The sequence below is a fragment of the Rhodococcus sp. (in: high G+C Gram-positive bacteria) genome, from assembly GCF_049299235.1.
In the GTDB taxonomy this organism is placed as follows: Bacteria; Actinomycetota; Actinomycetes; order Mycobacteriales; family Mycobacteriaceae; genus Rhodococcus.
Genome location: NZ_JBAQXC010000288.1, coordinates 1 through 22193 on the forward strand (window position 1 = coordinate 1; position 22193 = coordinate 22193).

The window sequence follows — 22193 nt, forward strand, 5'->3', positions numbered from 1 at the left end:
CACCACAGTTGGGGGGATTCCGGGTAACCGACACCGAACATGCTTTCAGAGCATGTTCGGTGTCTCGTCATTCGAGGTCAGGGCCCAAATATTGGGGGTTCTGTACACACATTCTGGCCATTAACCCGGGATCGTTCACTGCGTCGACAGCTCCGGTGAGCCGGTGGGTCGCGTGGTCTGCCGGGCCAGGTAGCATTCGGAACGCGCTGCCGGGAGGCGGCTGCACTGGGGCGGTAGCTCAGTCGGTTAGAGCCGTGGACTCATAATCCATTGGTCGCGGGTTCGAGCCCCGCCCGCCCCACGTCAGAGGGTGTTTCGGTCCACCTTGGTGGACTGATCCATCATCTATTGTGCCGATACCCGAGGTAGTCGGCACCGACCCGGACGGACAGGACCTTCTCGTCGATCAGCGCTGCGACGCGCTGTTACGTAGCACTCGTCGACCGCACGACTTTCCCTGACACGGTCACGGTGTCAGCCTCGTCGTCTACCTCCGACCACCGCAGCGCAGCAACTCGGAGGCGGCGTAGGCCCGTCGCGATCAGGAGGGTGAGCGGGTCGATGAGGTCGTTCGCCGTGCAGTACTGCGACGCACCGAGCACCCCGGACGGTCGAGGCCCTGGGCCGGGTGCTCGATCCGCGCCGGGACAACGCATCCGACATGGGCGCCGTGTGCGGCCTTGCCGCAGAGGAACACCCGTCTGCGGTGCCGGCGCATGTATCAAATGACTTGACCTCCTTGACTTGACCTCCTTGACTTGACCTGCTTGACCGGTGACGATGAAGTGCATGAGTATCCCACTGAAGAAAATCGTCGACGACCAGCTTGACGCCAGCGGGATGGCCGGCGAACCGCTCGACGCCGCCGATGCGAGGTACGTCGCCGCCGGGGTGAAGGCCGTGCTGTCGAATCTGAGGGCCCGCCGCGCGTGGGAGAACCACATCGGCGCGATCCTCACTCACAAGCAAGCTCTCGAGGTTACCGGCTGGTCCAAGCAGGCTCTCAGTCAGGCTGTCCGGGACCGCCGCGTGCTCCAGCTGAAAGCCGCCGACGGGGGAGTGGGCTACTGGTCCGGCGGATTGACCGACGCCGCACCCCACACCCCGATCCTGGGGATCAAGAACGTTCTGGGCGGGTGGGCGCACGCCGATGTCGAAGGCTGGACCATCGCCTCGTGGATGTCGAGTCCGCAGCCTGAACTCGGTGGGCGTACCCCACGCCGGGCCCTCCTCGACGGCGATGTGCCCGCCGTCACCACCCTCGCGCAGCAAGCATCTGCACGGGTGACCTCGTGAGCGCACCGCGCGCCCGGCAGCATTTGAGCCCGCCACCGTCCCTGGATGAACTCCGGGGACGGTTCCCTGTGGTCGCCGTTCCCGCTGGTACACACATGTATCGCACCCACGGATCCAAGTTCGCTCCGTGGTGGTTCGGCACCAGCGGCGCCGGCCGCTTCGACCTCTCCGGTCCCGACGGAACCTGTTACGCCGCAGAGTCGGAGTTGATCACGATGCTCGAGACCTGGGGCGGCATCCAGCGCATTCCGCAACCCGAAGTCGACAAACGATCGATCTCGACGCTGGCTGCCGGCAGGGAACTGTGGGTCGCGGACATGACCTCCAACGCTGCGATCCAGTTCGGCGTGACGTCGGAGATCTCCACGACCATTGACTACCCCCTCACCCAGCAGTGGGCTCGCGCTCTACGAGACGCAGGCTTCGACGGTATCCGGTATTGGGCACGGCACGAGATGACGCACGCGGACGCCTGCGTCGCGCTGTTCGCGCCGAGCGGAGACCAGAGCAGCGCACCGACGACGCCCACTGACTTCACCGTCCTGGGTTCCGATGGGCTATCGGACCGACCCGATCTGTGGAATGCCGTGCAGCAGACGGCGGGCATCGAGGTTCTCGACATCCCGGGAAGTTTCTGACCGCGGCCACGAACCCGGATGCGGCCGCATCGCCGGCATCGACCTCGAGGCCGAGACCGTGTTCGCTGCGCTCGTAGACCCGGTCGATCTCGATCAACGTCCCGTCCAGACTCACGTGCGACCAGCCTTCCCACCGGGCCCGACCGAGCACCTCGTGCAGGTCGGGGGCTTGGTCGGCGATCACGTCGATACCGTCGTGCAGATACCGGTACGAGGTCGAGATCGGCAGTGCGGCCTCGGCAGCCAGTGGCCGCAGTGGAGCATCGTCGCGGAACCAGCGCAACACCAGGATCGCCTGGGTGCGGGCGGTGCCGACACGGCGACCGGCCCGGGTGCCGACCCGGATGCGGTGTCCGCATTCCGTTCCCGCTGGCACGTGCCCTGGCTGAATCTCCGTAGTGGCCGCAACAAATGGGTAGGTAAGGCTAGGTTAAGGTGGCTCTACTGCGGTGCCGCACCGCCTCCCGACGCAGAACAAGGATCACCAGTTATGAACGCCACCATCTCGTACCGGCGCGCCGCGATCGGCGCCCTGGCCGTCGTTGCCCTGGCCGGGTGCTCGACCTCCACGACCGACACGTCGGCCGACGACGCCGGGGACGCGACGACCGTCACCGTCGAGGACAACTTCGGCGAGCAAACTGTGACGATCCCCCCGCGGTCCGTGGTGGCGACCGACAACAGCACCTTCGAGACACTCGACACCTGGGGCATCGACCTGTCGGCCGCGGCCGTGACCCTCATCCCGGACACGATCGGCTACAAGACCGACGGCAGCATCGTCAACCTCGGCAGCCACCGCGAACCGAACCTCGAGGCCGTCATCGCCGCCGACCCCGACCTGATCATCAACGGCGGCCGGTTCGCGCAGTTCCGTGAGGACTTCCAGCGCCTCGCACCGGACGCCGCCATCGTCGAGGTCGACCCGCGCGACGACCAGCCGTTCGATTCCGAACTCAAGCGCGGGACCACCGTCCTCGGCGAGATCTTCGGGAAGCAGTCCGAGGCGCAGGCACTCAACGACGCGTTCGACGCGTCGATCGCACGTGTCCAGGCTGCCTACACCCCTGACACCACGGTGATGGGTCTGATCACCTCGTCCGGCCAGATCGGCTATGTCGCACCGAGCAACGGCCGCACCATCGGCCCCATGTTCGACATCTTCGGTCTCACCCCGGCTCTGCAGGTTCCCGAAGGCTCCGACGACCACCAGGGCGACGACATCTCCGTTGAAGCTATCGCCGCGTCCAACCCGGATCTGATCATCATCATGGACCGTGACGCCGGTACCGGTTCCGGAACGGCCGAGGGCTTCGTACCTGCCGCGAACATCATCGAGAACACCGAAGCGCTGAAGAGTGTCTCCGCGGTCACGGCAGGCAACGTGATCTATCTGCCGACCGACACGTACACCAACGAGAGCATTCAGACCTACACGGAATTCTTCAACGCCCTGGCGGACCTGCTCGAACAGCAGAAGGCCTGATTCTCGTCACTTCTGCTGCCCCGCGGGTCGAGACCGCGGGGCAGCAGGCTTGATCGCATCACGAAAGACGACGCATCATGAGCGCACCCACTGTTCCCGCCCGCACCGAAAGGGGCCTGTTCGACTGGAAACTCGGGCTGGGAATCCTCGGAGTCGGCATACTGCTGGTCTTGTCGCTGTTCACCGGGGTCTACGACATCGTCGGTGCGGACAACGGCTGGGAAATGTTCGCGATCACTCGCATCCCCCGGACCATCGCGCTGGTTCTTGCCGGTGCCGCAATGGCGATGTCCGGTCTGGTCATGCAATTGCTCACTCAGAACCGATTCGTCGAGCCGACGACTGCGGGCACCACGGAATGGGCCGGTCTCGGACTCATCCTGATGATGATTCTCGTACCCGGCGCGGGCATCATGCCTCGCATGGCCGGAGCCATCGCCGCGGCCTTCGTCGGGACGATGATCTTCTTCCTGTTCCTTCGCCGCGTCTCGCTGTCGTCGTCGCTCATCGTGCCGATCGTGGGCATCATGCTCGGTGCGGTCGTCGGTGCCATCACGACCTATCTCGCGCTGGCCACCGACATGTTGCAGAGCCTCGGCGTGTGGTTCGCCGGTAGCTTCACTTCGATCCTGCGGGGGCAGTACGAAGTTCTCTGGATCGTGGCGTTGGTGGCCATCGCGGTGTTCGTCGTCGCAGACCGATTCACCGTGGCCGGCCTCGGCCAGGACGTCGCGACCAATGTCGGGTTGAACTACAACCGGCTCATCTTCCTCGGCACGGGACTCATCGCGATCGCCACCGGAGTCGTGACCGTCGTCGTGGGCAATCTACCGTTCATCGGGCTCATCGTCCCCAACATCGTCTCGATGTTCCGCGGTGACGATCTGCGCAGCAACCTACCGTGGGTCTGCCTGCTGGGAATCGCCATCGTGACGGTGTGCGATCTCATCGGACGCACGATCATCGCGCCGTTCGAAATCCCGGTCTCCCTCATCCTCGGCGTCGTCGGCGCCGTGGTGTTCGTTGCTCTCCTGCTCCGGAGCCGTCGCTATGCTTGAGATTTCACCGTCCTCGACGCACACGGCGGCGGACCGATCGACGAAGCGCTCCGGATCGGATGCGTTTCCGACATCACGAGCACGTCGCCGCTACGTGCTTCTCGTCGTCGGTCTCGTGGTTCTCGCCTGCCTCTTCGCCGCGGGCACCCTGATGTGGGGCAATCCGGTTCCGTTCGGAAGTGCCGGATTCTGGCGGATCGCGGAGATGCGCGCGACCAGTCTCGTCGTCATCGCTGTCGTCGTCGTGTGCCAGGCGACCGCGACCGTTGCCTTCCAGACCGCGACCAACAACCGCATCATCACGCCCTCGATCATGGGATTCGAGTCGCTCTACGTCGCGATTTCCACGGCGGCCGTGTACTTCCTGGGAGCGACCGGCGTGGTGGCGCTCCAGGGCACACCGCAGTTCATCCTGCAGATCGCGGTGATGGTGCTCTTCTCGTTGCTGCTCTACGGATGGTTGCTCTCGGGAAAATACGGCAACCTGCAGGTCATGCTGCTGGTCGGCATTATCCTCGGCGGCGGACTCGGCTCCGTGTCCGCCTTCATGCAACGACTGCTCACGCCGAGCGAGTTCGACGTTCTCACCGCCCGGCTGTTCGGTTCCGTGTCGAGCGCCGACCCGTCGTATCTTCCCATCGCGATACCGTTGTGCGTCGCGGCCGCGGTAGCCCTGTGGCTGCGCGCACGAAAGCTCAATCTTGTTGCGCTGGGCCGGGACGTCACCACGAACCTCGGTCTCGACCACCGCCGCGAGATCATGATCGTGCTGTTTCTCGTCTCGATTCTCATGGCGGTCTCGACCGCGCTCATCGGGCCGATGACCTTCCTCGGCTTCCTCGTCGCGACCCTCGCATATCAATTCGCGAACACTCACGACCATCGCTACGTGTTCCCGGTTGCGGTGCTCACCGGATTCGTCGTACTCACCGGCGCCTACTTCGTCCTCAAGAACGTCTTCTACGCCGAAGGCGCGGTGTCCATCATCATCGAAGCCGTCGGCGGATCGGTGTTCCTCTACGTCATCCTCCGAAAGGGCAGGCTGTGATCGAACTGAAAAGTGTCCGTAAGGACTACAACAGTGAAGTGTCGATCGGCCCCGTCGACCTGCAGATCCCGGCCGGTGGCATCACCGCCCTGGTCGGACCCAACGGGGCAGGGAAGTCCACGCTGCTGACGATCATCGGCCGGCTGCTCGGCGCAGATTCCGGGTCCATCGAGATCGCGGGATACGACATCACCCGCACGTCCTCGAACGATATGGCGAAGATCGTCTCCATTCTGCGCCAGGAGAATCACTTCGTGACCCGGCTGACGGTACGGCAGCTCGTCGGGTTCGGCCGGTTCCCCTATTCGAAAGGCCGGATCACCGCGCAGGATCAGGAGATCATCAGTCGTTCGATCGAGTTCTTCGACCTCGCTCCGCTGGAAAACCGCTACCTGGATCAGCTTTCGGGTGGGCAGCGCCAGCGTGCCTATGTCGCGATGGTGCTGTGCCAGGACACCGAATACGTGCTGTTGGACGAACCGCTGAACAATCTCGACATGCGACATTCGGTTCTGATGATGCAACACCTGCGCCGGGCCGCCGACGAACTCGGACGGACCGTCGTCATCGTCCTGCACGACATCAACTTCGCGGCCCAGTACGCCGACCGGATCTGCGCGGTGAAGAACGGTTCGGTCGTCGAGTTCGGGACCCCGGCAGAGATCATCGTCGACGACACGCTCAGCCGCGTCTTCGACACCCCCGTCACCTGCATCGACGGGCCGAGCGGTCCACTGGCCGTCTACTACCGGTAGGTCGGCCGCCTGTCGCCACGAGGTGCCGCGCCGGCGACCCTTGGTGAGGTGACCGGCCGAGGTCGGGAGTGGCGAGCTACGTCGATTGCCAGTTGTTCAACGTGTCGTGCAGCGTGTCGAGGATCCGGTTCCAGCTCTGCTCGGAATCGGGCTCGCTGTGCGAGAATGCGCCACTGAGCTCCAGGCTCGCGTATCCGTGGAAGACGCTGCCCAGCAACCGAACCGCGTGCGTCTGGTCCGGCTCGTCGATGTCGTAGCCGCGCAGGATCGCCCGGGTCATGGCCGCGTGCCTGATCCCGGCGCTCGCGGCGGCGATCTCCGGCTCGAGGGGCATACGGGCAGCGGCATACCGGCCGGGGTGCTCTCCGGCGTAGCTGCGATAGACGTTCGCGAACGCGAACAACGCGTCCTTGCCTGCGCGTCCGGCCACGGCGTCGGACGCGCGATCCGCCATCTCCTCGAGTGCGAGCAGCGCAATGCGGGTTCGCAGGTCCTGCGAATTCTGCAGGTGGGAGTACAGGCTCGCGACCTTGACGTCGAATCGCCGGGCGAGGGCCGACAGCGTCACCCGGTCGAAGCCGACCTCGTCGGCCAGTTCGGCCCCGGCCAGCGTCAGTCGTTCCGTCGTCAACCCAGCTCGTGCCATGCCCCGAACCTTATTCGCTCGAGTACCCCCACCTTGCCTAAATTCTATAGGCAATTTACATTTGCCATTAGGGAGGGGAGGGTGAATCCATGACACGTTCGACCGACCCGGCGGTCACCCCGATCACACAGGACCTGCTCCGCGGTGCCGCTGAACTCGAACGCACCGAGCACGGCATCCTTCCGCACCGGCTGCCCGCCCGGGCTCGTCGCCAGTGCGAGGACCCGCAGCTGCTCATGGCCGAATCTCAGCCGTCCGGTGTCCGGCTGGTGTTCCGCACCCGGGCAACGGCGATCGAACTCGACATCCTGCCGACCACACGGACCTACCTCGGCGCCCCACCCCGCCCGACCGGGGTGTACGACCTGCTCGTCGACGGCAGGCTCGCCGGTCGGGCAAGCGTGTCGGGTGGTAACACCATCATCGTGGACCTGGTCACCGGCAGCGTCGAGCACCGCTCCGGGACCGTCGGCACCGCGCGGTTCGCCGACCTGCCGCTCGAGCCGAAGAAGGTCGAGATCTGGTTGCCGCACAACGAGACCACCGAACTGGTCGCGCTGCGCACCGACGCCCCGGTCGAACCGGTGGGCGACGAGGGCCGCCCGGTGTGGCTGCACCACGGCAGCTCGATCAGCCACGGTTCCAACGCTGCCACCCCGTCCGGAATCTGGCCGGCGGTCGCTGCCGCGCGCGGGGGAGTGGAGCTGGTCAACCTCGGGCTCGCAGGCAGCGCCCTGCTCGACCCGTTCACCGCCCGCACGATGCGGGACACCCCGGCCGACCTGATCAGCATCAAGATCGGTATCAACGTCGTCAACTCCGACCTGATGCGACGTCGCGCATTCGGCCCGGCTGTACACGGCTTCCTCGATACCATCCGGGACGGGCATCCGACGACGCCGCTGCTCGTCGTCTCACCGATCCACTGTCCGATCCACGAGGACACTCCCGGCCCCGGCGCATTCGACACCGATGCCCTCGCCGCCGGGACCCTCGCGTTCGTGGCGACGGGAGATCCGGCCGAGCAGGCCGCGGGGAAGCTGACGCTCACGACCATTCGTGACGATCTGGCCCGCATCGTTGCGCAGCGCGCCGAGGACGATCCGAACCTGTACTACCTCGACGGGCGTGACCTGTACGGGGAGAACGACCACGCTGACCTGCCGCTGCCCGACCGTCTGCACCCCGACACCGACACGCACCGGCTCATCGGTGAACGATTCGCGGAGCGCGCCTTCGCAGGCGCCGGCGCGTTCGAGTCACGGCCGGCACGCGCCCGATAGTCCGGGGCTCGTGGCATGGCTGCTGATCGTTGCCTTCGGCATGGCGACGAGACCGCGCGCGAGTGATCAGTCCGCGACGAGCCTCGCCGCACCGTAGAGACCGCTCCCGCGTTCACGCTGCCGGCCGACGACATACCGGCCGGGTGCGATGCCGGTGGCACCGTGCTCGGGGTGGATGAGGTACGCGGCCCCGGTCACCTCGACGATCCCGAGCGCGAGACCCCGCGGATCGGCGACCGGAGTGGCCCAGGTGCAGGCACCTTCGTCTGCGACGAGCGAATGTGGATTGCCGCCGGCGGCGCTGCGCAGCAACTCGACGCCGGACGGCGCGACTGGAACGGTCCGGGTCCACGGCTCGTAGGTCACCACGTGTGCGAGCATCGTATGCGGGACGACGATGAGATCGCCCTGGGCCTGCGGGCCGTCGACCACGGGAACCGATACCTCTCGGTCGAGATGGTCGAAGACGTAGATGCCACACCACTCGGTGATGTCGGACAGGCTGTGCGGAGATTCCATGGATTCACCTCGGGGAGTTCATGTTCGGCGAACGAGCAAGGAGTAGTCGGAGCCGCTGATTCCGTACGTCCACCCGGCGGCATCGAGGGCGGACGGCACCCAGGCGGGGACGGGCAGTCCGTAGCGACGGCGAGTGCCGTCGCGTTCGGGTGATCCGTTGACGGCGAGCAGGATCCGTCCGGGCATACCCCAACCACCCGGGGTGTCGTACAGTTCCAATAGGCAGCCCGGATTACCGGGATCGTCGACGCGATCGACGAGTGTGAGTCCGGCCGCCTCGATGTAGGCGTCCCAGCCGATCCGTTCGATCGCGCACCGACGGACCTCGACGTTGCGTTCCCGTCCGATACGTTCGGCGTTCGGATCGCACATCACCCATTCCGGGACGGTGGTGCCATGATGAACGAAAATTCTTGTTCCATACTGATATTCGAGGGACGCACGGTCGGAATGGTGGAGGCGGCGCTCGCCGTCGACGCCGCCCGGTTCCAGTTCGGTGTGCAGTCTGGTGGGGCGATCGGCCATCACACATATTCCACCGAACGCCCACCACCATCCGGTGCTCGCGGCGAGGGTGGTCTGGAGGTCGAGGAGGTCGTGGTCGTCACGGCCGAATCCGGCGAGACCGCAGTGCCGGATGGTGTCGTAGTATCCGATCCTGTGGGCTTCCTGCTGCCCGTACCAACTCACCGTACCGATGGGGCGGGGAAGCATCCTGCGGATCGCGGTGGCAACATTTCCGAAGAGTGTGGTGCGCAACGAATCCCGAACAAGTCGACGGATTGTGCGCTCCGGATTCGGTGGCGGTCCGTGCCGGGAAATCGGGCCTTCATAGTGGGGCATGTATCCGAAGTCCGGTGTCGGATAGCGCCATTGGATCCGAGCGTCCATTCGGCCCCGTGACGTCGACAGCAACGACGCGATCTGCACCGACGGGTGGGTGTCGTCGAAGGTCGATGATGGCCCCGGAAGCGATTGATCCGCAATGAACGTCGACGCCGCGGCGGGTGACGGTAACCATGTGAACTCGGGTGGATCGAACCCGGCTCGCCGGTACAGTTCTGCCACCGCGGATTCTGCGGGGGACCGATCCGCGGGCCTGCTGCTCAGTCCGTGTGCGAGCCAGTGGTCGCGTCGAATCCGAACAGCGGTGGCCAGTTCGTGAGGGATGGTGCTGTGCGGAGGGGTGGCGCGAAGGGATATGTCATGGCTTGGGACGCGGTCGCCGACCGCCCGGTTGGTCGCCACGACGGTCACGCGATGGGGGCGGAGGCCGCCTTTCCTGTGATCATGGTTGTCGAGGATGGCACGAAACTGCCGAAGTCGCAAGGAATGCTCGTCGATCATCTGCTGAGCAGCGCATCCCGCCCGCCATCTCATCAGCCGGGTTGCCGGGTCCGTACCGGTTCGTGTCCACCCGCGATACGGTCGAAGTATGCCAGTCCGCAAGATCGCCGTGCCCCGGCCCGCCCTCGACACCGACGACTACCTGTACGAACCCAGCGAGCGCAGGGTCCGGGGAGTGTGGTTCGGGCGGACCGTCGTGGACAGCGCGCGCGCCGTCCTGGTGTGGGCTCCGAAGAAGCCGGTGCCGTTCTACGCCTTCCCGCGCGACGACGTGCGCTTCGATCTGCTCGCCGCGTCGCTGTCACCGAGCCGTAGCCGCCCCGATGTGTGGCAGTGGTACGACATCGTCGTCGGCGATCGGCGTGCCTATTCGCCGGTGTTCCAACTCGACGTCGACCGGCTCGACGATCGCCTTGGGTTCGCCTGGTTCCGGCAGGGCGAACCGGAACCGGGTGACGCCGTCTACGTCGACGAGGGTGAGCATTGGTACGAGGAGGAAGCCGAGGTGTTCAGTCACCCGCGCGACCCGCATCATCGCGTCGATGCGCTCCCCAGTTCTCGTCACGTCCGTGTCTCGGTGGGGGACGCGGTCGTTGCCGAGACCCGTGCACCGGTGCTGGTGTTCGAGACCGGCTTGCCGACCCGCTTCTACATTCCACCCGCAGATGTGGACTTCTCCCTGTTCGAGGGGTCGGATCTGCGGACGGGTTGTCCGTACAAGGGCACGGCGAGGTACTGGTCGTTCGCGGGGCCACCGCCGGCCGGCAATGTGGCGTGGTCGTACGAGGAGCCGTTGCCCGGGTTGGGGCTCATCGCCGGGTACGTGTGCTTCTACGACGACGCGGTCGAGCTGTCCGTGTCGGAGTGAACCACGCGCTCCGACCTCGTCGTGGTTGTCTGGCGGATATGGAAACGAAGTGGGTGCGGGCCGGACTCGGTGGCGTCGCGTGGATGGCCACCGGGATCGGGGCGATCGGGCTCGCCCTGCATTTCAGTGTGTCGTCGGCGCGTCCGCTGGTGCTCGCGGCGTCGGGTGCGCACTACCTGATGGCCGGTGGGTTCGTCGGCGCAGTCGTGTTCGCGGCGCTGCGAAGGTGGCGGGGTGTTGCGATCGCGGGTCTCGTCGCGATCGGTGCGGTGGTGACGCAGGTACCGCTCCATGTCGGCGAGTCGGGCCCGGTGGCCTCGGACACGGCAGGCAGAGTCGCGGTCCAGGTAATGCAGGCGAACATTCTGTTCGGGGGAGCCGATGCTGCCGCCGTGGTGAACGAGGTGCGCACGCGGGGCATCATGATACTCACCGTCGATGAACTCTCACCGGAGTCCGTCGACGCCCTGGCCCGAGAAGGCCTCGACGATATGTTACCGCATCGGTACCTGTCGCCGGCGGTGGGGGCGAACGGAACCGGAATCTGGAGTGCCTATCCGCTTTCCGGCACCGTCGAATACGACGGGTTCGTGATGAATCAACTTTCGGCGATCGCGGATGTACCCGCGGTCGGACCGGTCGCGGTGTACGCCTTCCATCCCGTTCCTCCGGTTTTCGGAACGCATACGTGGGTCGACGAACTGTTCCGTCTGCGCGTCATTCTCGAACGTGCGCCCGCGGAGCACGCGGCGATCGTCGGGGCCGACTTCAACGCGACCTTCGGCCATACGCAGTTCCGCGCGTTGCTGTCCGGGCGTTTCGCCAACGCGGCCGAACAGGTGGGTGCAGGAAGTCTGGCGACCTACCCCTCCGACCGGACGTTCCCGCCGGTGGTCGGCATCGACCACATACTCGTGGCGGGTGGGCGAGCAACCGAGGTGACCACCGTGGACATACCGGGAACAGATCACCGTGCCGTGGTGGCGCGGATCGAACTGGACGTCGAGGATCACCGGATCCGGTGATGCGGCCACCCCGTCCGGGCGGCCCCACCCCCCGGAGGAGGCAGGGCCGCCCGGACCGTGATGTCCGGTCAGAGGGACAGGATCGAGGCGGCGGCCGTGCCGGGGGCGCCGTAGACCTGCGCGAGGCCGACCCGTGGGTTGTTCGGCACCTGGCGGTCGCCGGCCTGGCCGCGCAACTGCACCACCAGTTCGTGCACCTGACGGATGCCCGAGGCGCCGATGGGTTCACCGTTGGCGATCAGGCCGCCGTCGGTGTTCACCGGCAGTGAGCCACCGATCTCGGTGACTCCCTCGGCGATCATCTTCACCTGGTCGCCGTCCGCGCACAGACCGGTCTCGGCCATGTGGATGACCTCTGCGCCGGCGTCGGTGTCCTGCAACTGGGCGATGTCGACGTCTTCGGGGCCGATACCGGCGGCCTCGTAGGCGGCCTTCGCGGCGTACACCGTCGGGGAAACATCCTCGTCGACGGCGGCCCAGGTCGCGTGCACTTCGTACGCACCGTAGGTGCGTGTGCGGATTGCGCTGGAGCGCAGGTACACCGGTGTGTTCGTCGTGTACTTGGCCACCAGATCGCCCCGGCACATGATGACGGCGGCCGCGCCTTCGTCGGGAGCGCAGAACATCTTGGCGGTCAACGGGTAGTTCAGCATCGGCGATTGGAGGATCTCCTCGACGCTGAATTCGGTGCGGCGGAACGCTTTCGGATTCAGGCCACCATTGCGGTAATTCTTCTGGGCGACCCGAGCGAGTGTCTCGTGCGAGATGTCGTGGTCGATGCAGTACCGATTGGCCTTCATGCCGAAAAACTTCGTGGTGACGAACTGGCCGTTCTCGGCGTACCAGGCGGGCAGGCCCAGCATCGCCGGATCGGCGGTGAACGCACCGCGGGGATGCTTGTCGGTGCCGACGGCGATACCGATGTCGTACTTGCCCGAGCGGATACCGTCGGCGGTCTGCTCGATCGCACTGGCCGACGTGGCGCACGCGTTGAACACGTTCGTGAAGGGGATCCCGGTCAGGCCGACCAGTCGGGTGACGGCATCGGTGTTGTCGACCTCGTAGCTGCCGCCGATGCCGAACTGGATGTCTTTCCAGGCGACGCCGGAGTCGGCGAGTGCGAGTTGGATCGCATCGGCGGCCATCTCGATGGCCGACTTCGTGCCGAATCTGCCGAACGGGTGCAGGCCGACCCCGATGATGGCAACGTCGTTCATGTTTCTCGGAACTCCTCGATCAGGGGTGTGGATCAGGGGTGTGGTGGTCAGATCGGCTCGAATGCCCAGGTGACGATCTCGGTGCCGTCCCGGTCCGTGTAGAACGGGACAAATCGAAGCTCGAGTTCCATGCCGGGGCGCAACCCGGCCGGATCGCTCTCGGTGAGGCGCGCCTCGACCCGCACCGTGTCACCGAGCTGTACAAGCCCGAACGTGAAGGGCGTGAACGTTTCCGCGGTTTCGCTGCCCGCGTACGGCTGTTTCGGGACGAAGCCCTGCGTCGTCCACGCCACCAGGGTGCCGCGGCGTGGGAGGAGCAGTTCGGACATGTTCGGGCCGCTGCAGCGAGGGCAGCGTGGCTGTTGCGGCCACGTCGTTGCCGAACAGTCCGCGCATCGGCTCCCGATCAAGTGCGGATCTTCGGCGGGCCAGGTCGATACGTCGGGCGCGAGCGCCTTCGTTGTCATGTTGCGTAGTCCTTCGAGTCGGGAGCTGTCGCACGCGTCCGCCGCGGGCGATCTGCATGACGCTTACGGTAGACGGAAATTACATTCTCATCAATGAGAGGAGAATATTCACACTGCGTGTGCAGGTTGGGTGACGTGCCGCATTCCGCCTATCGGGACCTCCGATTGCGTGCAGGTCCAGGTCAGAGGGCTTGCCGAAGCGGGGCTATAGAACCAGTTTCAATTTTTGTGGATCGTGGCTATCGTCACGTTCGAATGTACGAATGCGATGGAGGGTGATGTGGCATGAAGACCAAGGGTGCGCTGCTGTGGGGAATCAACGAGAAGTGGTCGGTCGAGGAGATCGAACTCGGTGACCCCGTCGCGGGCGAAGTGCAGATCCGCATGGAAGCGGCCGGTATGTGCCACTCCGACCATCACATCGTCACCGGTGCGACGCCCATGGTTTCCTTCCCGGCGATGGGCGGACACGAAGGTTCGGGCGTCATCACCAAGCTCGGCGAAGGAGTCACCGATCTCGAGGTCGGCGACCACGTCGTCCTGTCGTTCATCCCCGCGTGCGGCAAGTGTCCGTCCTGCGCGACCGGAAACTCGAACCTGTGCGACCTCGGCGCAGGCCTGCTCGGCGGGCAGGCCATCTCGGACGGTACCCATCGCATCCAGGCCCGTGGCCAGAACGTCATCCCGATGGTATTGCTCGGCACGTTCGCGCCGTACATGACCGTCAATCAGACCCAGGTCGTCAAGATTCGGAAGGACATCCCGTTCGAGCTCGCAGCCCTCGTCGGCTGCGGTGTCCCGACCGGCTGGGGATCGGCCACGCACGTCGCCGATGTCAAGGCGGGCGACTCGGTCGCGATCGTCGGTGTCGGTGGCGTCGGCATGAGCGCGTTGCAGGGCGCCGTCGCATCCGGTGCGCGGCACGTCTTCGCGATCGACCCGGTGCCGTGGAAGCGTGAGCAGGCCGTGAAGTTCGGTGCCACGCACACCTTCGCATCGCTCGAAGAAGCCATCGTCCCGATCATGGAGATCACCTGGGGCAAGATGTGCCAGAAGACGATCATCACGGTCGGCGAGATGCGCGGCGAGTACGTCGATCCGGCGTTGACCATCACGGCCAAGAACGGCACGTGCGTCGTCACCGCGATGGGCTTCATGTCGGACATGGACGTGAAGATGAACAACTTCACGTTCGCGATGCTCCAGAAGACCCTCAAGGGCAACATCTTCGGCGGCTGCAACGCCCGCGTGGACATCCCCAACCTGCTGGATCTCTACACAGACGGTCGGCTCAACCTCACGGACATGGTCACCCGCACCTACAGCCTCGAACAGATCAACGACGGCTACCAGGACATGCTCGACGGAAAGAACATCCGTGGCGTGATCCGCTTCACCGAAGCCGACTGGTGACGACCGGACTCGCCCCGGTCTCGTAATCTGGACCGGTGCGCAGTCTGGAACTGATCTCCTCATGGCCCGTCGACCACGCCGCCGCCGCAGTCGTGACGCGCGACGGTGTGGTCGGCGCCATCGGTGACACCGCCGCGGTCTATCCGTTGGCGTCGGTCACCAAGCCGCTCGTCGCCTACGCGGTTCTCGTCGCTGTCGAGGAAGGCGCGATCGAACTCGACCAGCCGGCGGGACCACCCGGATCGACGGTCCGGCACCTGCTCGCCCACGCGTCGGGCCTCGCGTTCGCGGAGCGGAAGGTCCAGGCCGAGCCAGGGCGCAAACGCATCTACTCGAGCGCGGGCTTCGAGGTCCTCGCCGATCTGATCGCCGCCGAAACCGGAATAGCGTTTCCCGACTATCTGGCCGAAGCGGTGTTCGCGCCTCTGGGTATGCGTGAATCGACGCTGCCGGGACCAGCCGGGCACGGTGGGCACTCGTCGGTCACCGATCTGACGTGGTTCGCCGCGGAACTGCTCGCCCCGACCCTGATCTCGCCGGAGACCCTCGCTGCGGCGACCTCTATCCAGTTCCCCGGACTCGATGGTCTCGTCCCCGGCTACGGCACGCACAAGCCCAACGACTGGGGTCTGGGATTCGAAGTCCGCGGTCACAAGAACCCGCACTGGACCGGCTCGATCAATTCGCCGCGTACCTTCGGTCACTTCGGTCAGTCCGGCACCTTCCTCTGGGTCGACCCGGAGCCGGGAGTCGCGTGCATCGTGCTGACGAACCGCACCTTCGGGGACTGGGCCAAGCCACTGTGGCCACAATTATCCGACGCTGTTTTGGGTGAGATCACAGAAACCTCATCGGTTCGCTAGCGAAACACCGGTCACAAGGGCAGACTATGTCGAGTGTCGCCGGGTGCGGCCACCGTGGACGACGTTCGTTGGGGAAGACGTCCTCGTCGAACACGGAGGTGGGTATGCGCGCGTCGAACCAGTTCGCGGATGCGACAACGGGGGTGGTGTACGTCCACTCGTCGCCCGCTGCTGTGTGTCCTCATATCGAGTGGGCGCTGGCTGCCACCCTCGACAGTCGACCCGACCTGAAATGGATCGGGCAACCCGCAGATCCCGGTCTTCTGCGCACCACCGTCAGCTGGACCGGACCCGTGGGGACCGCCGCGCGGATCGTCGACGCACTTCGCGTATGGCAAATGCTCCGTTTCGAAGTCACCGAAGATCCCAGCGACGGCGTCGACGGCGAACGCTACAGCTACGCACCCGGACTCGGACTGTGGCGGGGCAACACTTCGGCGAACGGCGACGTGACGATCGGCGAGGGTCGACTGCGTGCACTCCTCGTGTCGGGCAACCTCGCTGCCGAACTGCACCGGGCACTCGGAACCGCATGGGACGAGGTGCTCGAGCCCTACCGCAGCGGCGGCGACGGCGCCGAAGTCACCTGGCTGCACCGCAATGTCGGCTGATATGTTGCACCGCAACAGGACTCGATGAACGCTCGTAACGATGCCCTTGCCGATCTCGTCGATCCGGAAGGGCATCGTTGCGTTGCGTCGATACCGGTGTCCCCGTCCGCGGTGCCCCGGACTATAGGGGAATGTTCGTGTGCTGTCCGCGTGCAGGTGCCGCACCGGCCAGTGCCGCGGTCAGCGTACTGCGGGTCTTGGCCGGGTCGATGAGTTCGTCCACGACGCCGATCGACATCGCCCGGCCGACACCACCGGCGATCGCTTCGTGTTCGGCGGCGAGACGGTCGTGCAGGGCGTCGCGTTCCTCGTCGGAGGCAGCGGCGAGAGCGCGCTTGTGCAGGATTCCGACGGCGGCCTTGGCGCCCATCACGGCGACCTCGGCTTCCGGCCACGCGAACACGGCGGTCGCGCCGAGCGCACGGGAGTTCATCGCGATGTAGGCGCCTCCGTAGATCTTGCGGGTCACCAGCGTCACGCGGGGAACACGGGCCTCGGCGAACGCGTGTAGCAACTTCGCTCCGCGGCGCACGACACCCTCCCATTCCTGGCCGACTCCGGGCAGGTAACCGGGGACGTCGACGAGAACGACGAGGGGCACACCGAACGCATTGCACATGCGCACGAAGCGCGCAGCCTTCTCAGCGCTTTCCGAGTTGAGGCAGCCGCCGAGCCGCAGCGGATTGTTGGCGATGACACCGACCGTGCGACCGCCGAGCCGGCCGAAGCCGGTGACGATGCTTCGGGCCCAGTTGCCTTGCAGTTCTTCAAAACTCGACTCGCCTTCGACGTTGTCGAGCAGTTCGTGGACGATCGGGCGCACATCGTAGGCGCGTCGCGGCGATTCCGGCAGCATGGCACGCAGATCGGTGTCGCCGCGGGCAGCGACGCCTGTGTCGAACTCGCCCTGCTCGGCGATCATCGACACCAGGCGCCGTGCGCGGTGCAAGGCGTCCTCTTCGTCGTCGGCGGCGATGTGTGCGACGCCGGACTTCTTGGTGTGGGTGTCCGGACCGCCGAGCGACTCCATGTCGACCTGTTCGCCGGTGACGCTGCGCACCACATCGGGTCCGGTCACGAACACGCGAGCCTCCGGCGCCATGATGACGACGTCGGTGAGGGCGGGGCCGTATGCGGCACCGCCGGCGGCGAATCCGAGAACGACCGAAATCTGGGGGACCCGGCCGGACGCACGGACCATCGCTTCGAACACGAGACCGACGGCATGCAAGGCCTCGACGCCCTCGGCGAGGCGGGCGCCACCGGAGTGCCAGAGTCCGACGATGGGCAGGTCGTGGTCGATCGCGGTGTCGATCGCGGTGACGATGTGCCGACAACCTTCGACGCCCATCGCGCCGCCCATGACGGTGGCGTCGGAACAATACGCGACGGTGCGGATTCCGTCGATGTAGCCGATTGCAGCGAGGACACCGGACTTGTCGCGGGGGTGAAGGGACTCGGCGCTGCCTGCGTCGAACAGGTTCTCGAGTCTCGTCAGCGGGTCGCGGGGGTCCACGGCGGTGTTCCGAGTGTCGGCGGGATCCAAGATGGTCATCGATGCTCCTCGGGAAGGACGGTGGTGGGTGATCGTGGCGGAGGTGCCGAAGAGGACGACGGAACCTCCACCACGATCGTCGAGCGGGGCGTTGGACGGGTCAGGCCCGGCCGAACGCAAGTGCCACGTTGTGCCCACCGAATCCGAACGAGTTGTTCAGCGCGAAATCGAAATTGCCGTAGCGGGGTTCGCCCTTGACCACGTCGAGATCGATTTCTGGATCCTGATTCTCGAGATTGAGTGTGGGCGGAATTGCTCCGTCCCGCAGACTGAGGACCGTCAGTGCTGCCTCGAGTGCACCCACCGCGCCGATCGAATGTCCGAGCGCCGACTTCGGTGCGTAGATCGCGGCGTGGTTGCCCACGGCCGCGCCGATCGCCTTTGCTTCGGCGGTATCGCCGATGGGGGTGGCGGTTGCGTGCGCGTTGACATGCGCGATGTCGGACTTGGTGAGTCCGGCGGTCTCGATTGCCCGGGTCATCGCGCGGGCAGCGCCCGTGCCTTCGGGATCGGGGGCCACGATGTGATACCCGTCCGAGGTGATGCCGGCACCGAGGAGACGGGCATGGATCGTTGCGCCTCGCGCCTTGGCGTGTTCCTCGGATTCGAGGACGAGCAACGCGCCTGCCTCACCGAAGACGAAACCGTCACGACCGGAGTCGAAGGGGCGGGAGGCGCCCTTCGGGTCGTCGTTGCGGGTGCTCAGCGCGCGCATCATCGCGAAGCTGGCGGTGGCCACCGCGTCGAGGCGACCTTCGACACCGCCGGTGACGATGATGTCGGCATCGCCGAGCGCGATCATCCGGAAGGCGTGGGCGATCGCTTCGGACCCGGACGAGCACGCCGACACGGGCGTGATGACCCCGGCACGAGCACCGAGTTCGAGACCGACCGTTGCGGCAGGCCCGTTCGGCATGACCATCTGCACGGCGAACGGTGACACCTTGCGGTACCCGCCTTCGCGCAGCTTGTCCACCGCGTCGATGAGGGATTCCCCACCGCCGATACCGGTACCGATGACGACACCGAGCCGCTCGTGATCGACCTCCGGGCTGCCGGCGTCCTTCCATGCCGTCCGCGCGAGGGTCAAGGCGAGCCTCTCGACGAAGCTCATACGGCGGATCTCGACGCGGGAGAGCCCTTCGTCCGGGCTGACCTTCAGGGTTCCGCCGATGCGGACCTGAAGGTCGAACTCTTCGACGAATCCGCCGGTGAGTGCGCTGATGCCGCTTTCTCCGGCGAGAAGTCCCTTCCACGTGGCGTCCACATCACCGGCGATCGACGTCGTGGCCGCAAGGCTGGTGACGACGACGTTACGCAACGTAGGAGAGGCGGAAGTCACGGTCGGGCTCACTCGTTGTCGTTCGAGATCTGAACGCCCTCGGCCTCGAGCTTCTGGATGTAGGCGACGATGTCCCCGACGGTGCGGAGGTTCGCGAGGTCCTCGTCCGGAACCTTGACGCCGTACTTGTCCTCGGTCTGGACGGCGATCTCGACCATGGAGAGGGAGTCGATGTCGAGATCGTCGACGAAGGACTTCTCGATGGTCACCTCGGAGGGCTCAATACCGGTGACCTCTTCGATGATCTCCGCGAGACCGGCGATGATTTCTTCCTGGCTGGTGGCCACGTCGTGGCTCCCTTCGTGTATTTCAGTGGGTTTCCGATATCCGGCCGGGTATCCGGCCGGACCTTGCTGCCCGGATCGGGCGTACAGATGTTGCTGCGTGGTGCGGGCAGCAACTTAACCGAGTCCGGGCAATTCGGCCAGTGCGGCGAACTCTTCGGCGGATTTGAGCGCCACAGTGGGGGTGCCGCGCATCTCGCGCTTGGCGATACCCACCAAGGTGCCCGCCGGGGGGAGTTCGACAACGGCCGAGACCTGGGCGGTGCGCAGGTGCGCGGTGCACAGATCCCACCGCACAGGCCGGGTGACCTGTGCGGCCAGTTTGGAGAGCGCGTCCTCCCCGGACGCAACCGGTGCGCCGTCGAAGTTGGACAGCAGGGTGCGAGTCGGTTCACTGGGCGTGATCTTTGCCGCGGCGTCGGCGACCGCCTCCTGCGCGGGAGCCATGAATCGGGTGTGGAAGGCGCCCGCGACCGGCAGTTGCCGGATGCGCGCCTTCTCCGGTGGATTCGCGGCAAGTTCCTCGAGGGCTGAGATTCGCCCGGCGGCGACGATCTGTCCGGCCGCGTTCACGTTGGCCGGGGTCAGGTCGAGTTCGGCGAGTCGGGCGAGGACCGCGTCCTCGGCCCCACCGAGGACCGCGGACATGCCGGTCGGTTCGAGCGCGCAGGCTTTCGCCATTTCCGCGCCTCGGATCGCCGCGAGGGCGACGGCGTCATCGGCGGAGATGACACCGGCGATCGCCGCTGCGGCGAGTTCGCCGACCGAGTGCCCCGCGACGATCATCTCGGCCGGGATCAGGCCGCGGGCGTCGAGTTCCTCGTAGGCGAGCAGTGCCGTGGCGACGACCAAGGGTTGCGTGACCGCCGTGTCGGTGATTTCCTCTGCGGTCGCGGTGGTGCCGAGGCGCTCGAGGTCGAGTCCGGAGGTCTTCGACCAGACCTGGACGCGATCGCGGGCGCCGGGCTGCTCCAACCAGGGAGCGAGCATGCCGGGTGTCTGGGACCCCTGACCGGGGGCAAGCAGCGAAATCACGATGATCAGGGAACACCCTGCGGGCACCTCCCCGAGATGTCGTCGGGCATGAAGTCTTGCGCACGGATTTGGAGGGTTCCTACAAAAGCCCAAGTCGATCGTCGCTATCGATCCGTCTGCAGTCTGTGTTACGTGTCCGAATCGCGAATTGTGAACCGTGTGACGGATGAGGAGGAAGTTCGGAGTTTGTTATGACTTCGAGCCAAGCGACCCACTGTCGCAGCGATTCGGAGAACGTAAGCATCACGGGGATTTGTGGGGTCCCGCCCCGTCACTTCTGTGATGCGCTTCAAGCGGTACCGGACGGTATTTGGATGAACAAACAGCTTGCGGGCGCAGGTCTCGACAGCGCCCCCGCTGTCCAGATAGGCATCGAGCGTGTTGGACAGCGCCGGACCGGCCGACGCCAGCGGATCCACGATGTCGTCCTCGAGTGCAGCGATCGCTGCCGCGTCCCCCAGCAGTGCGCGCTCGGGCAGCAACTCCGCGGCATGCACCGGCCGCGGAGCACCGGGCCACCCGGCGACCGCACCCATCGCGGCCATCGCCTCGACCGCCGACACATGCGCGGACCCGAGCGACGGCGTGGTCGGACCGATCACGACCGCACCGTCCGAGAATGCGCGCATCAACTCGTCGCGGAACGCCACCGCGTCCGGGGCGCCGTGCAGGATCCCGCTTACCACCATCACGAGCCGCTCACCTTGCACAACCGCCAGTGCCGCACGCCCGTGCTGTTGAGCGATGGTGTGCACGGTGGTGACCACCGAGACGTTCTCGTCCGGCGGGGGAGTTCCCACGAGCACCGTCGCCGGCGCCGTCGCATCCCAGTTCAGCGTCGCCGCGCGGGACTGCATGTCCGCACCGGTGTCACCGCGCACCACGGCATCGACGACGAGCGCCTCGAGCCTCGTATCCCACGCGCCGCGCGACTCGGCCGCGCTGGCGTACACCGACGCCGCCGCGAAACCCAACTCCCGCCCGTACCGCAGGATCGCCTCGGTCAACGCCACCAGCTGTTGTTCGTTCCGTGCCAGCGCAGGCAACCACTGTTCGAAGAACCCCATCGCAGCACGCACCATGTCGACGGTCTGCCGCAAGGTCAGTCGCCGCGCCAGGTCCTGCGGGATCAACTGGTAGGCGTCGGTGCTGAATCGGATGGCGATCTCCGGGTCGCGTACCCACTCGATGAATTCGACGACCGACGACTGGATGACCAGTTGCACCGTTGCGCGCTGCGAGGCGTCGAGATCGGAGAAGAACGGCAACTGCTCCTGCATCACATGCACAGCCTCGGTGGACAGGCGGCCCGAGTACTGCTTGACCCGACGCAGCAGTGCGTCGGGTAACTGGGCGCGCTCCGGGCGCGCGGGTGGCATCGGACGCCCCGCTGGGGCGCCCGATGCGCGTGTCAACCGCGACGACGCAGAGTCCTCG

The 22193-nt window shown here is 65.9% G+C and carries 22 protein-coding genes and 1 tRNA gene; 13 read left to right on the plus strand and 10 right to left on the minus strand.

Annotated elements, in window-relative coordinates:
- Window positions 1-227 precede the first annotated feature (227 nt).
- The 7 genes from WAX14_RS17055 (at window position 228) to WAX14_RS17085 (ending at window position 6281) form a co-directional block, all read left to right on the plus strand.
- Window positions 228-301: transfer RNA gene (locus WAX14_RS17055), tRNA-Ile, on the plus strand.
- 488 nt (window positions 302-789) lie between these two features.
- On the plus strand, window positions 790-1296 hold the full coding sequence (locus WAX14_RS17060; RefSeq protein WP_422629239.1) for a hypothetical protein: 507 nt from the start codon (window positions 790-792) through the stop codon (window positions 1294-1296).
- 95 nt (window positions 1297-1391) lie between these two features.
- Window positions 1392-1934, plus strand: a complete 543-nt coding sequence (locus tag WAX14_RS17065) for an RES family NAD+ phosphorylase (RefSeq protein ID WP_422629240.1) — start codon at window positions 1392-1394, stop codon at window positions 1932-1934.
- 490 nt (window positions 1935-2424) lie between these two features.
- Window positions 2425-3420 (plus strand): siderophore ABC transporter substrate-binding protein, encoded by a 996-nt coding sequence (locus WAX14_RS17070; protein WP_422629241.1) that lies wholly within the window; start codon window positions 2425-2427, stop codon window positions 3418-3420.
- A gap of 77 nt (window positions 3421-3497) precedes the next feature.
- The gene (locus tag WAX14_RS17075; protein WP_422629242.1) at window positions 3498-4478 is read left to right on the plus strand and encodes an ABC transporter permease; all 981 of its coding nucleotides are present in this window, start codon (window positions 3498-3500) and stop codon (window positions 4476-4478) included.
- Window positions 4471-5526, plus strand: coding sequence for an iron chelate uptake ABC transporter family permease subunit (locus WAX14_RS17080; protein WP_422629243.1), 1056 nt, complete (start codon window positions 4471-4473; stop codon window positions 5524-5526). Before WAX14_RS17075 ends, WAX14_RS17080 begins: the two co-directional genes overlap by 8 nt.
- Window positions 5523-6281, plus strand: a complete 759-nt coding sequence (locus WAX14_RS17085) for an ABC transporter ATP-binding protein (RefSeq protein ID WP_422629244.1) — start codon at window positions 5523-5525, stop codon at window positions 6279-6281. Before WAX14_RS17080 ends, WAX14_RS17085 begins: the two co-directional genes overlap by 4 nt.
- A 76-nt stretch (window positions 6282-6357) precedes the next feature.
- Here the strand turns inward: WAX14_RS17085 and WAX14_RS17090 are convergent, their stop codons facing one another.
- Window positions 6358-6927, minus strand: a complete 570-nt coding sequence (locus WAX14_RS17090) for a TetR/AcrR family transcriptional regulator (RefSeq protein WP_422629245.1) — start codon at window positions 6925-6927, stop codon at window positions 6358-6360.
- Window positions 6928-7016: 89 nt separating this feature from the next.
- Between WAX14_RS17090 and WAX14_RS17095 the strand changes: the two genes are divergently transcribed.
- The gene (locus tag WAX14_RS17095; protein WP_422629246.1) at window positions 7017-8210 is read left to right on the plus strand and encodes a GDSL-type esterase/lipase family protein; all 1194 of its coding nucleotides are present in this window, start codon (window positions 7017-7019) and stop codon (window positions 8208-8210) included.
- Window positions 8211-8276: 66 nt separating this feature from the next.
- On the opposite strand, the gene WAX14_RS17100 is transcribed toward WAX14_RS17095, so the two are convergent.
- Window positions 8277-8729: a hypothetical protein gene (locus WAX14_RS17100; RefSeq protein WP_422629247.1), complete on the minus strand. Its 453-nt coding sequence runs from the start codon at window positions 8727-8729 to the stop codon at window positions 8277-8279.
- A gap of 18 nt (window positions 8730-8747) precedes the next feature.
- On the minus strand, window positions 8748-9488 hold the full coding sequence (locus tag WAX14_RS17105; RefSeq protein WP_422629248.1) for a DUF6745 domain-containing protein: 741 nt from the start codon (window positions 9486-9488) through the stop codon (window positions 8748-8750).
- A gap of 676 nt (window positions 9489-10164) precedes the next feature.
- Between WAX14_RS17105 and WAX14_RS17110 the strand changes: the two genes are divergently transcribed.
- A complete protein-coding gene (locus tag WAX14_RS17110; protein ID WP_422629249.1) occupies window positions 10165-10944 on the plus strand; it encodes a DUF427 domain-containing protein in 780 nt (259 codons plus the stop codon).
- Between the two features lie 38 nt (window positions 10945-10982).
- Complete coding sequence (locus WAX14_RS17115) at window positions 10983-11969, plus strand: endonuclease/exonuclease/phosphatase family protein (RefSeq protein WP_422629250.1); 987 nt, start codon at window positions 10983-10985, stop codon at window positions 11967-11969.
- A 68-nt stretch (window positions 11970-12037) separates the two neighbouring features.
- On the opposite strand, the gene WAX14_RS17120 is transcribed toward WAX14_RS17115, so the two are convergent.
- Both WAX14_RS17120 and WAX14_RS17125 read right to left on the minus strand, forming a co-directional pair.
- Window positions 12038-13186 carry a thiolase family protein gene (locus WAX14_RS17120; protein WP_422629251.1) on the minus strand — a complete coding sequence of 383 codons (1149 nt, stop codon included), beginning with the start codon at window positions 13184-13186 and terminating at the stop codon, window positions 12038-12040.
- A gap of 47 nt (window positions 13187-13233) precedes the next feature.
- Window positions 13234-13653 (minus strand): Zn-ribbon domain-containing OB-fold protein, encoded by a 420-nt coding sequence (locus WAX14_RS17125; RefSeq protein WP_422629252.1) that lies wholly within the window; start codon window positions 13651-13653, stop codon window positions 13234-13236.
- A gap of 285 nt (window positions 13654-13938) precedes the next feature.
- Here WAX14_RS17125 and WAX14_RS17130 point away from each other — a divergent pair, with 285 nt between their 5' ends.
- The 3 genes from WAX14_RS17130 to WAX14_RS17140 all read left to right on the plus strand — a co-directional run bounded on the left by WAX14_RS17130 (window position 13939) and on the right by WAX14_RS17140 (window position 16540).
- Complete coding sequence (locus tag WAX14_RS17130) at window positions 13939-15066, plus strand: NDMA-dependent alcohol dehydrogenase (RefSeq protein WP_422629253.1); 1128 nt, start codon at window positions 13939-13941, stop codon at window positions 15064-15066.
- A gap of 35 nt (window positions 15067-15101) precedes the next feature.
- A complete protein-coding gene (locus tag WAX14_RS17135; RefSeq protein WP_422629254.1) occupies window positions 15102-15929 on the plus strand; it encodes a serine hydrolase domain-containing protein in 828 nt (275 codons plus the stop codon).
- A 104-nt stretch (window positions 15930-16033) separates the two neighbouring features.
- Window positions 16034-16540, plus strand: coding sequence for a DUF3145 domain-containing protein (locus tag WAX14_RS17140; protein ID WP_422629255.1), 507 nt, complete (start codon window positions 16034-16036; stop codon window positions 16538-16540).
- Window positions 16541-16661: 121 nt separating this feature from the next.
- Here the strand turns inward: WAX14_RS17140 and WAX14_RS17145 are convergent, their stop codons facing one another.
- From WAX14_RS17145 to WAX14_RS17165, 5 genes are all read right to left on the minus strand, one after another.
- Complete coding sequence (locus WAX14_RS17145) at window positions 16662-18095, minus strand: acyl-CoA carboxylase subunit beta (protein WP_422629256.1); 1434 nt, start codon at window positions 18093-18095, stop codon at window positions 16662-16664.
- A gap of 100 nt (window positions 18096-18195) precedes the next feature.
- Entirely contained in the window at window positions 18196-19437 is a 1242-nt protein-coding gene (locus WAX14_RS17150) for a KasA/KasB family beta-ketoacyl-ACP synthase (RefSeq protein ID WP_422629257.1), read from the minus strand.
- A gap of 8 nt (window positions 19438-19445) precedes the next feature.
- On the minus strand, window positions 19446-19724 hold the full coding sequence (acpM, locus tag WAX14_RS17155; protein WP_068162700.1) for a meromycolate extension acyl carrier protein AcpM: 279 nt from the start codon (window positions 19722-19724) through the stop codon (window positions 19446-19448).
- Window positions 19725-19838: 114 nt separating this feature from the next.
- Complete coding sequence (locus WAX14_RS17160) at window positions 19839-20756, minus strand: ACP S-malonyltransferase (RefSeq protein ID WP_422629258.1); 918 nt, start codon at window positions 20754-20756, stop codon at window positions 19839-19841.
- 128 nt (window positions 20757-20884) lie between these two features.
- Entirely contained in the window at window positions 20885-22135 is a 1251-nt protein-coding gene (locus WAX14_RS17165; RefSeq protein ID WP_422629291.1) for a PucR family transcriptional regulator, read from the minus strand.
- Between the last annotated feature and the right edge of the window lie 58 nt (window positions 22136-22193).

What these genes read in the sequence shown, in the direction of transcription:
- WAX14_RS17100 (WP_422629247.1), bottom strand. Translation starts at nt 8,729, where the DNA reads ATGGAATCTCCGCACAGCCTGTCCGACATCACCGAGTGGTGTGGCATC.
- WAX14_RS17145 (WP_422629256.1), bottom strand. Translation starts at nt 18,095, where the DNA reads ATGACCATCTTGGATCCCGCCGACACTCGGAACACCGCCGTGGACCCC.
- WAX14_RS17120 (WP_422629251.1), bottom strand. Translation starts at nt 13,186, where the DNA reads ATGAACGACGTTGCCATCATCGGGGTCGGCCTGCACCCGTTCGGCAGA.
- WAX14_RS17125 (WP_422629252.1), bottom strand. Translation starts at nt 13,653, where the DNA reads ATGACAACGAAGGCGCTCGCGCCCGACGTATCGACCTGGCCCGCCGAA.
- WAX14_RS17090 (WP_422629245.1), bottom strand. Translation starts at nt 6,927, where the DNA reads ATGGCACGAGCTGGGTTGACGACGGAACGACTGACGCTGGCCGGGGCC.
- WAX14_RS17080 (WP_422629243.1), top strand. Translation starts at nt 4,471, where the DNA reads ATGCTTGAGATTTCACCGTCCTCGACGCACACGGCGGCGGACCGATCG.
- WAX14_RS17075 (WP_422629242.1), top strand. Translation starts at nt 3,498, where the DNA reads ATGAGCGCACCCACTGTTCCCGCCCGCACCGAAAGGGGCCTGTTCGAC.
- WAX14_RS17060 (WP_422629239.1), top strand. Translation starts at nt 790, where the DNA reads ATGAGTATCCCACTGAAGAAAATCGTCGACGACCAGCTTGACGCCAGC.
- WAX14_RS17110 (WP_422629249.1), top strand. Translation starts at nt 10,165, where the DNA reads ATGCCAGTCCGCAAGATCGCCGTGCCCCGGCCCGCCCTCGACACCGAC.
- WAX14_RS17140 (WP_422629255.1), top strand. Translation starts at nt 16,034, where the DNA reads ATGCGCGCGTCGAACCAGTTCGCGGATGCGACAACGGGGGTGGTGTAC.
- WAX14_RS17130 (WP_422629253.1), top strand. Translation starts at nt 13,939, where the DNA reads ATGAAGACCAAGGGTGCGCTGCTGTGGGGAATCAACGAGAAGTGGTCG.
- WAX14_RS17115 (WP_422629250.1), top strand. Translation starts at nt 10,983, where the DNA reads ATGGAAACGAAGTGGGTGCGGGCCGGACTCGGTGGCGTCGCGTGGATG.
- WAX14_RS17165 (WP_422629291.1), bottom strand. Translation starts at nt 22,135, where the DNA reads ATGCCACCCGCGCGCCCGGAGCGCGCCCAGTTACCCGACGCACTGCTG.
- WAX14_RS17095 (WP_422629246.1), top strand. Translation starts at nt 7,017, where the DNA reads ATGACACGTTCGACCGACCCGGCGGTCACCCCGATCACACAGGACCTG.
- WAX14_RS17070 (WP_422629241.1), top strand. Translation starts at nt 2,425, where the DNA reads ATGAACGCCACCATCTCGTACCGGCGCGCCGCGATCGGCGCCCTGGCC.
- WAX14_RS17065 (WP_422629240.1), top strand. Translation starts at nt 1,392, where the DNA reads ATGTATCGCACCCACGGATCCAAGTTCGCTCCGTGGTGGTTCGGCACC.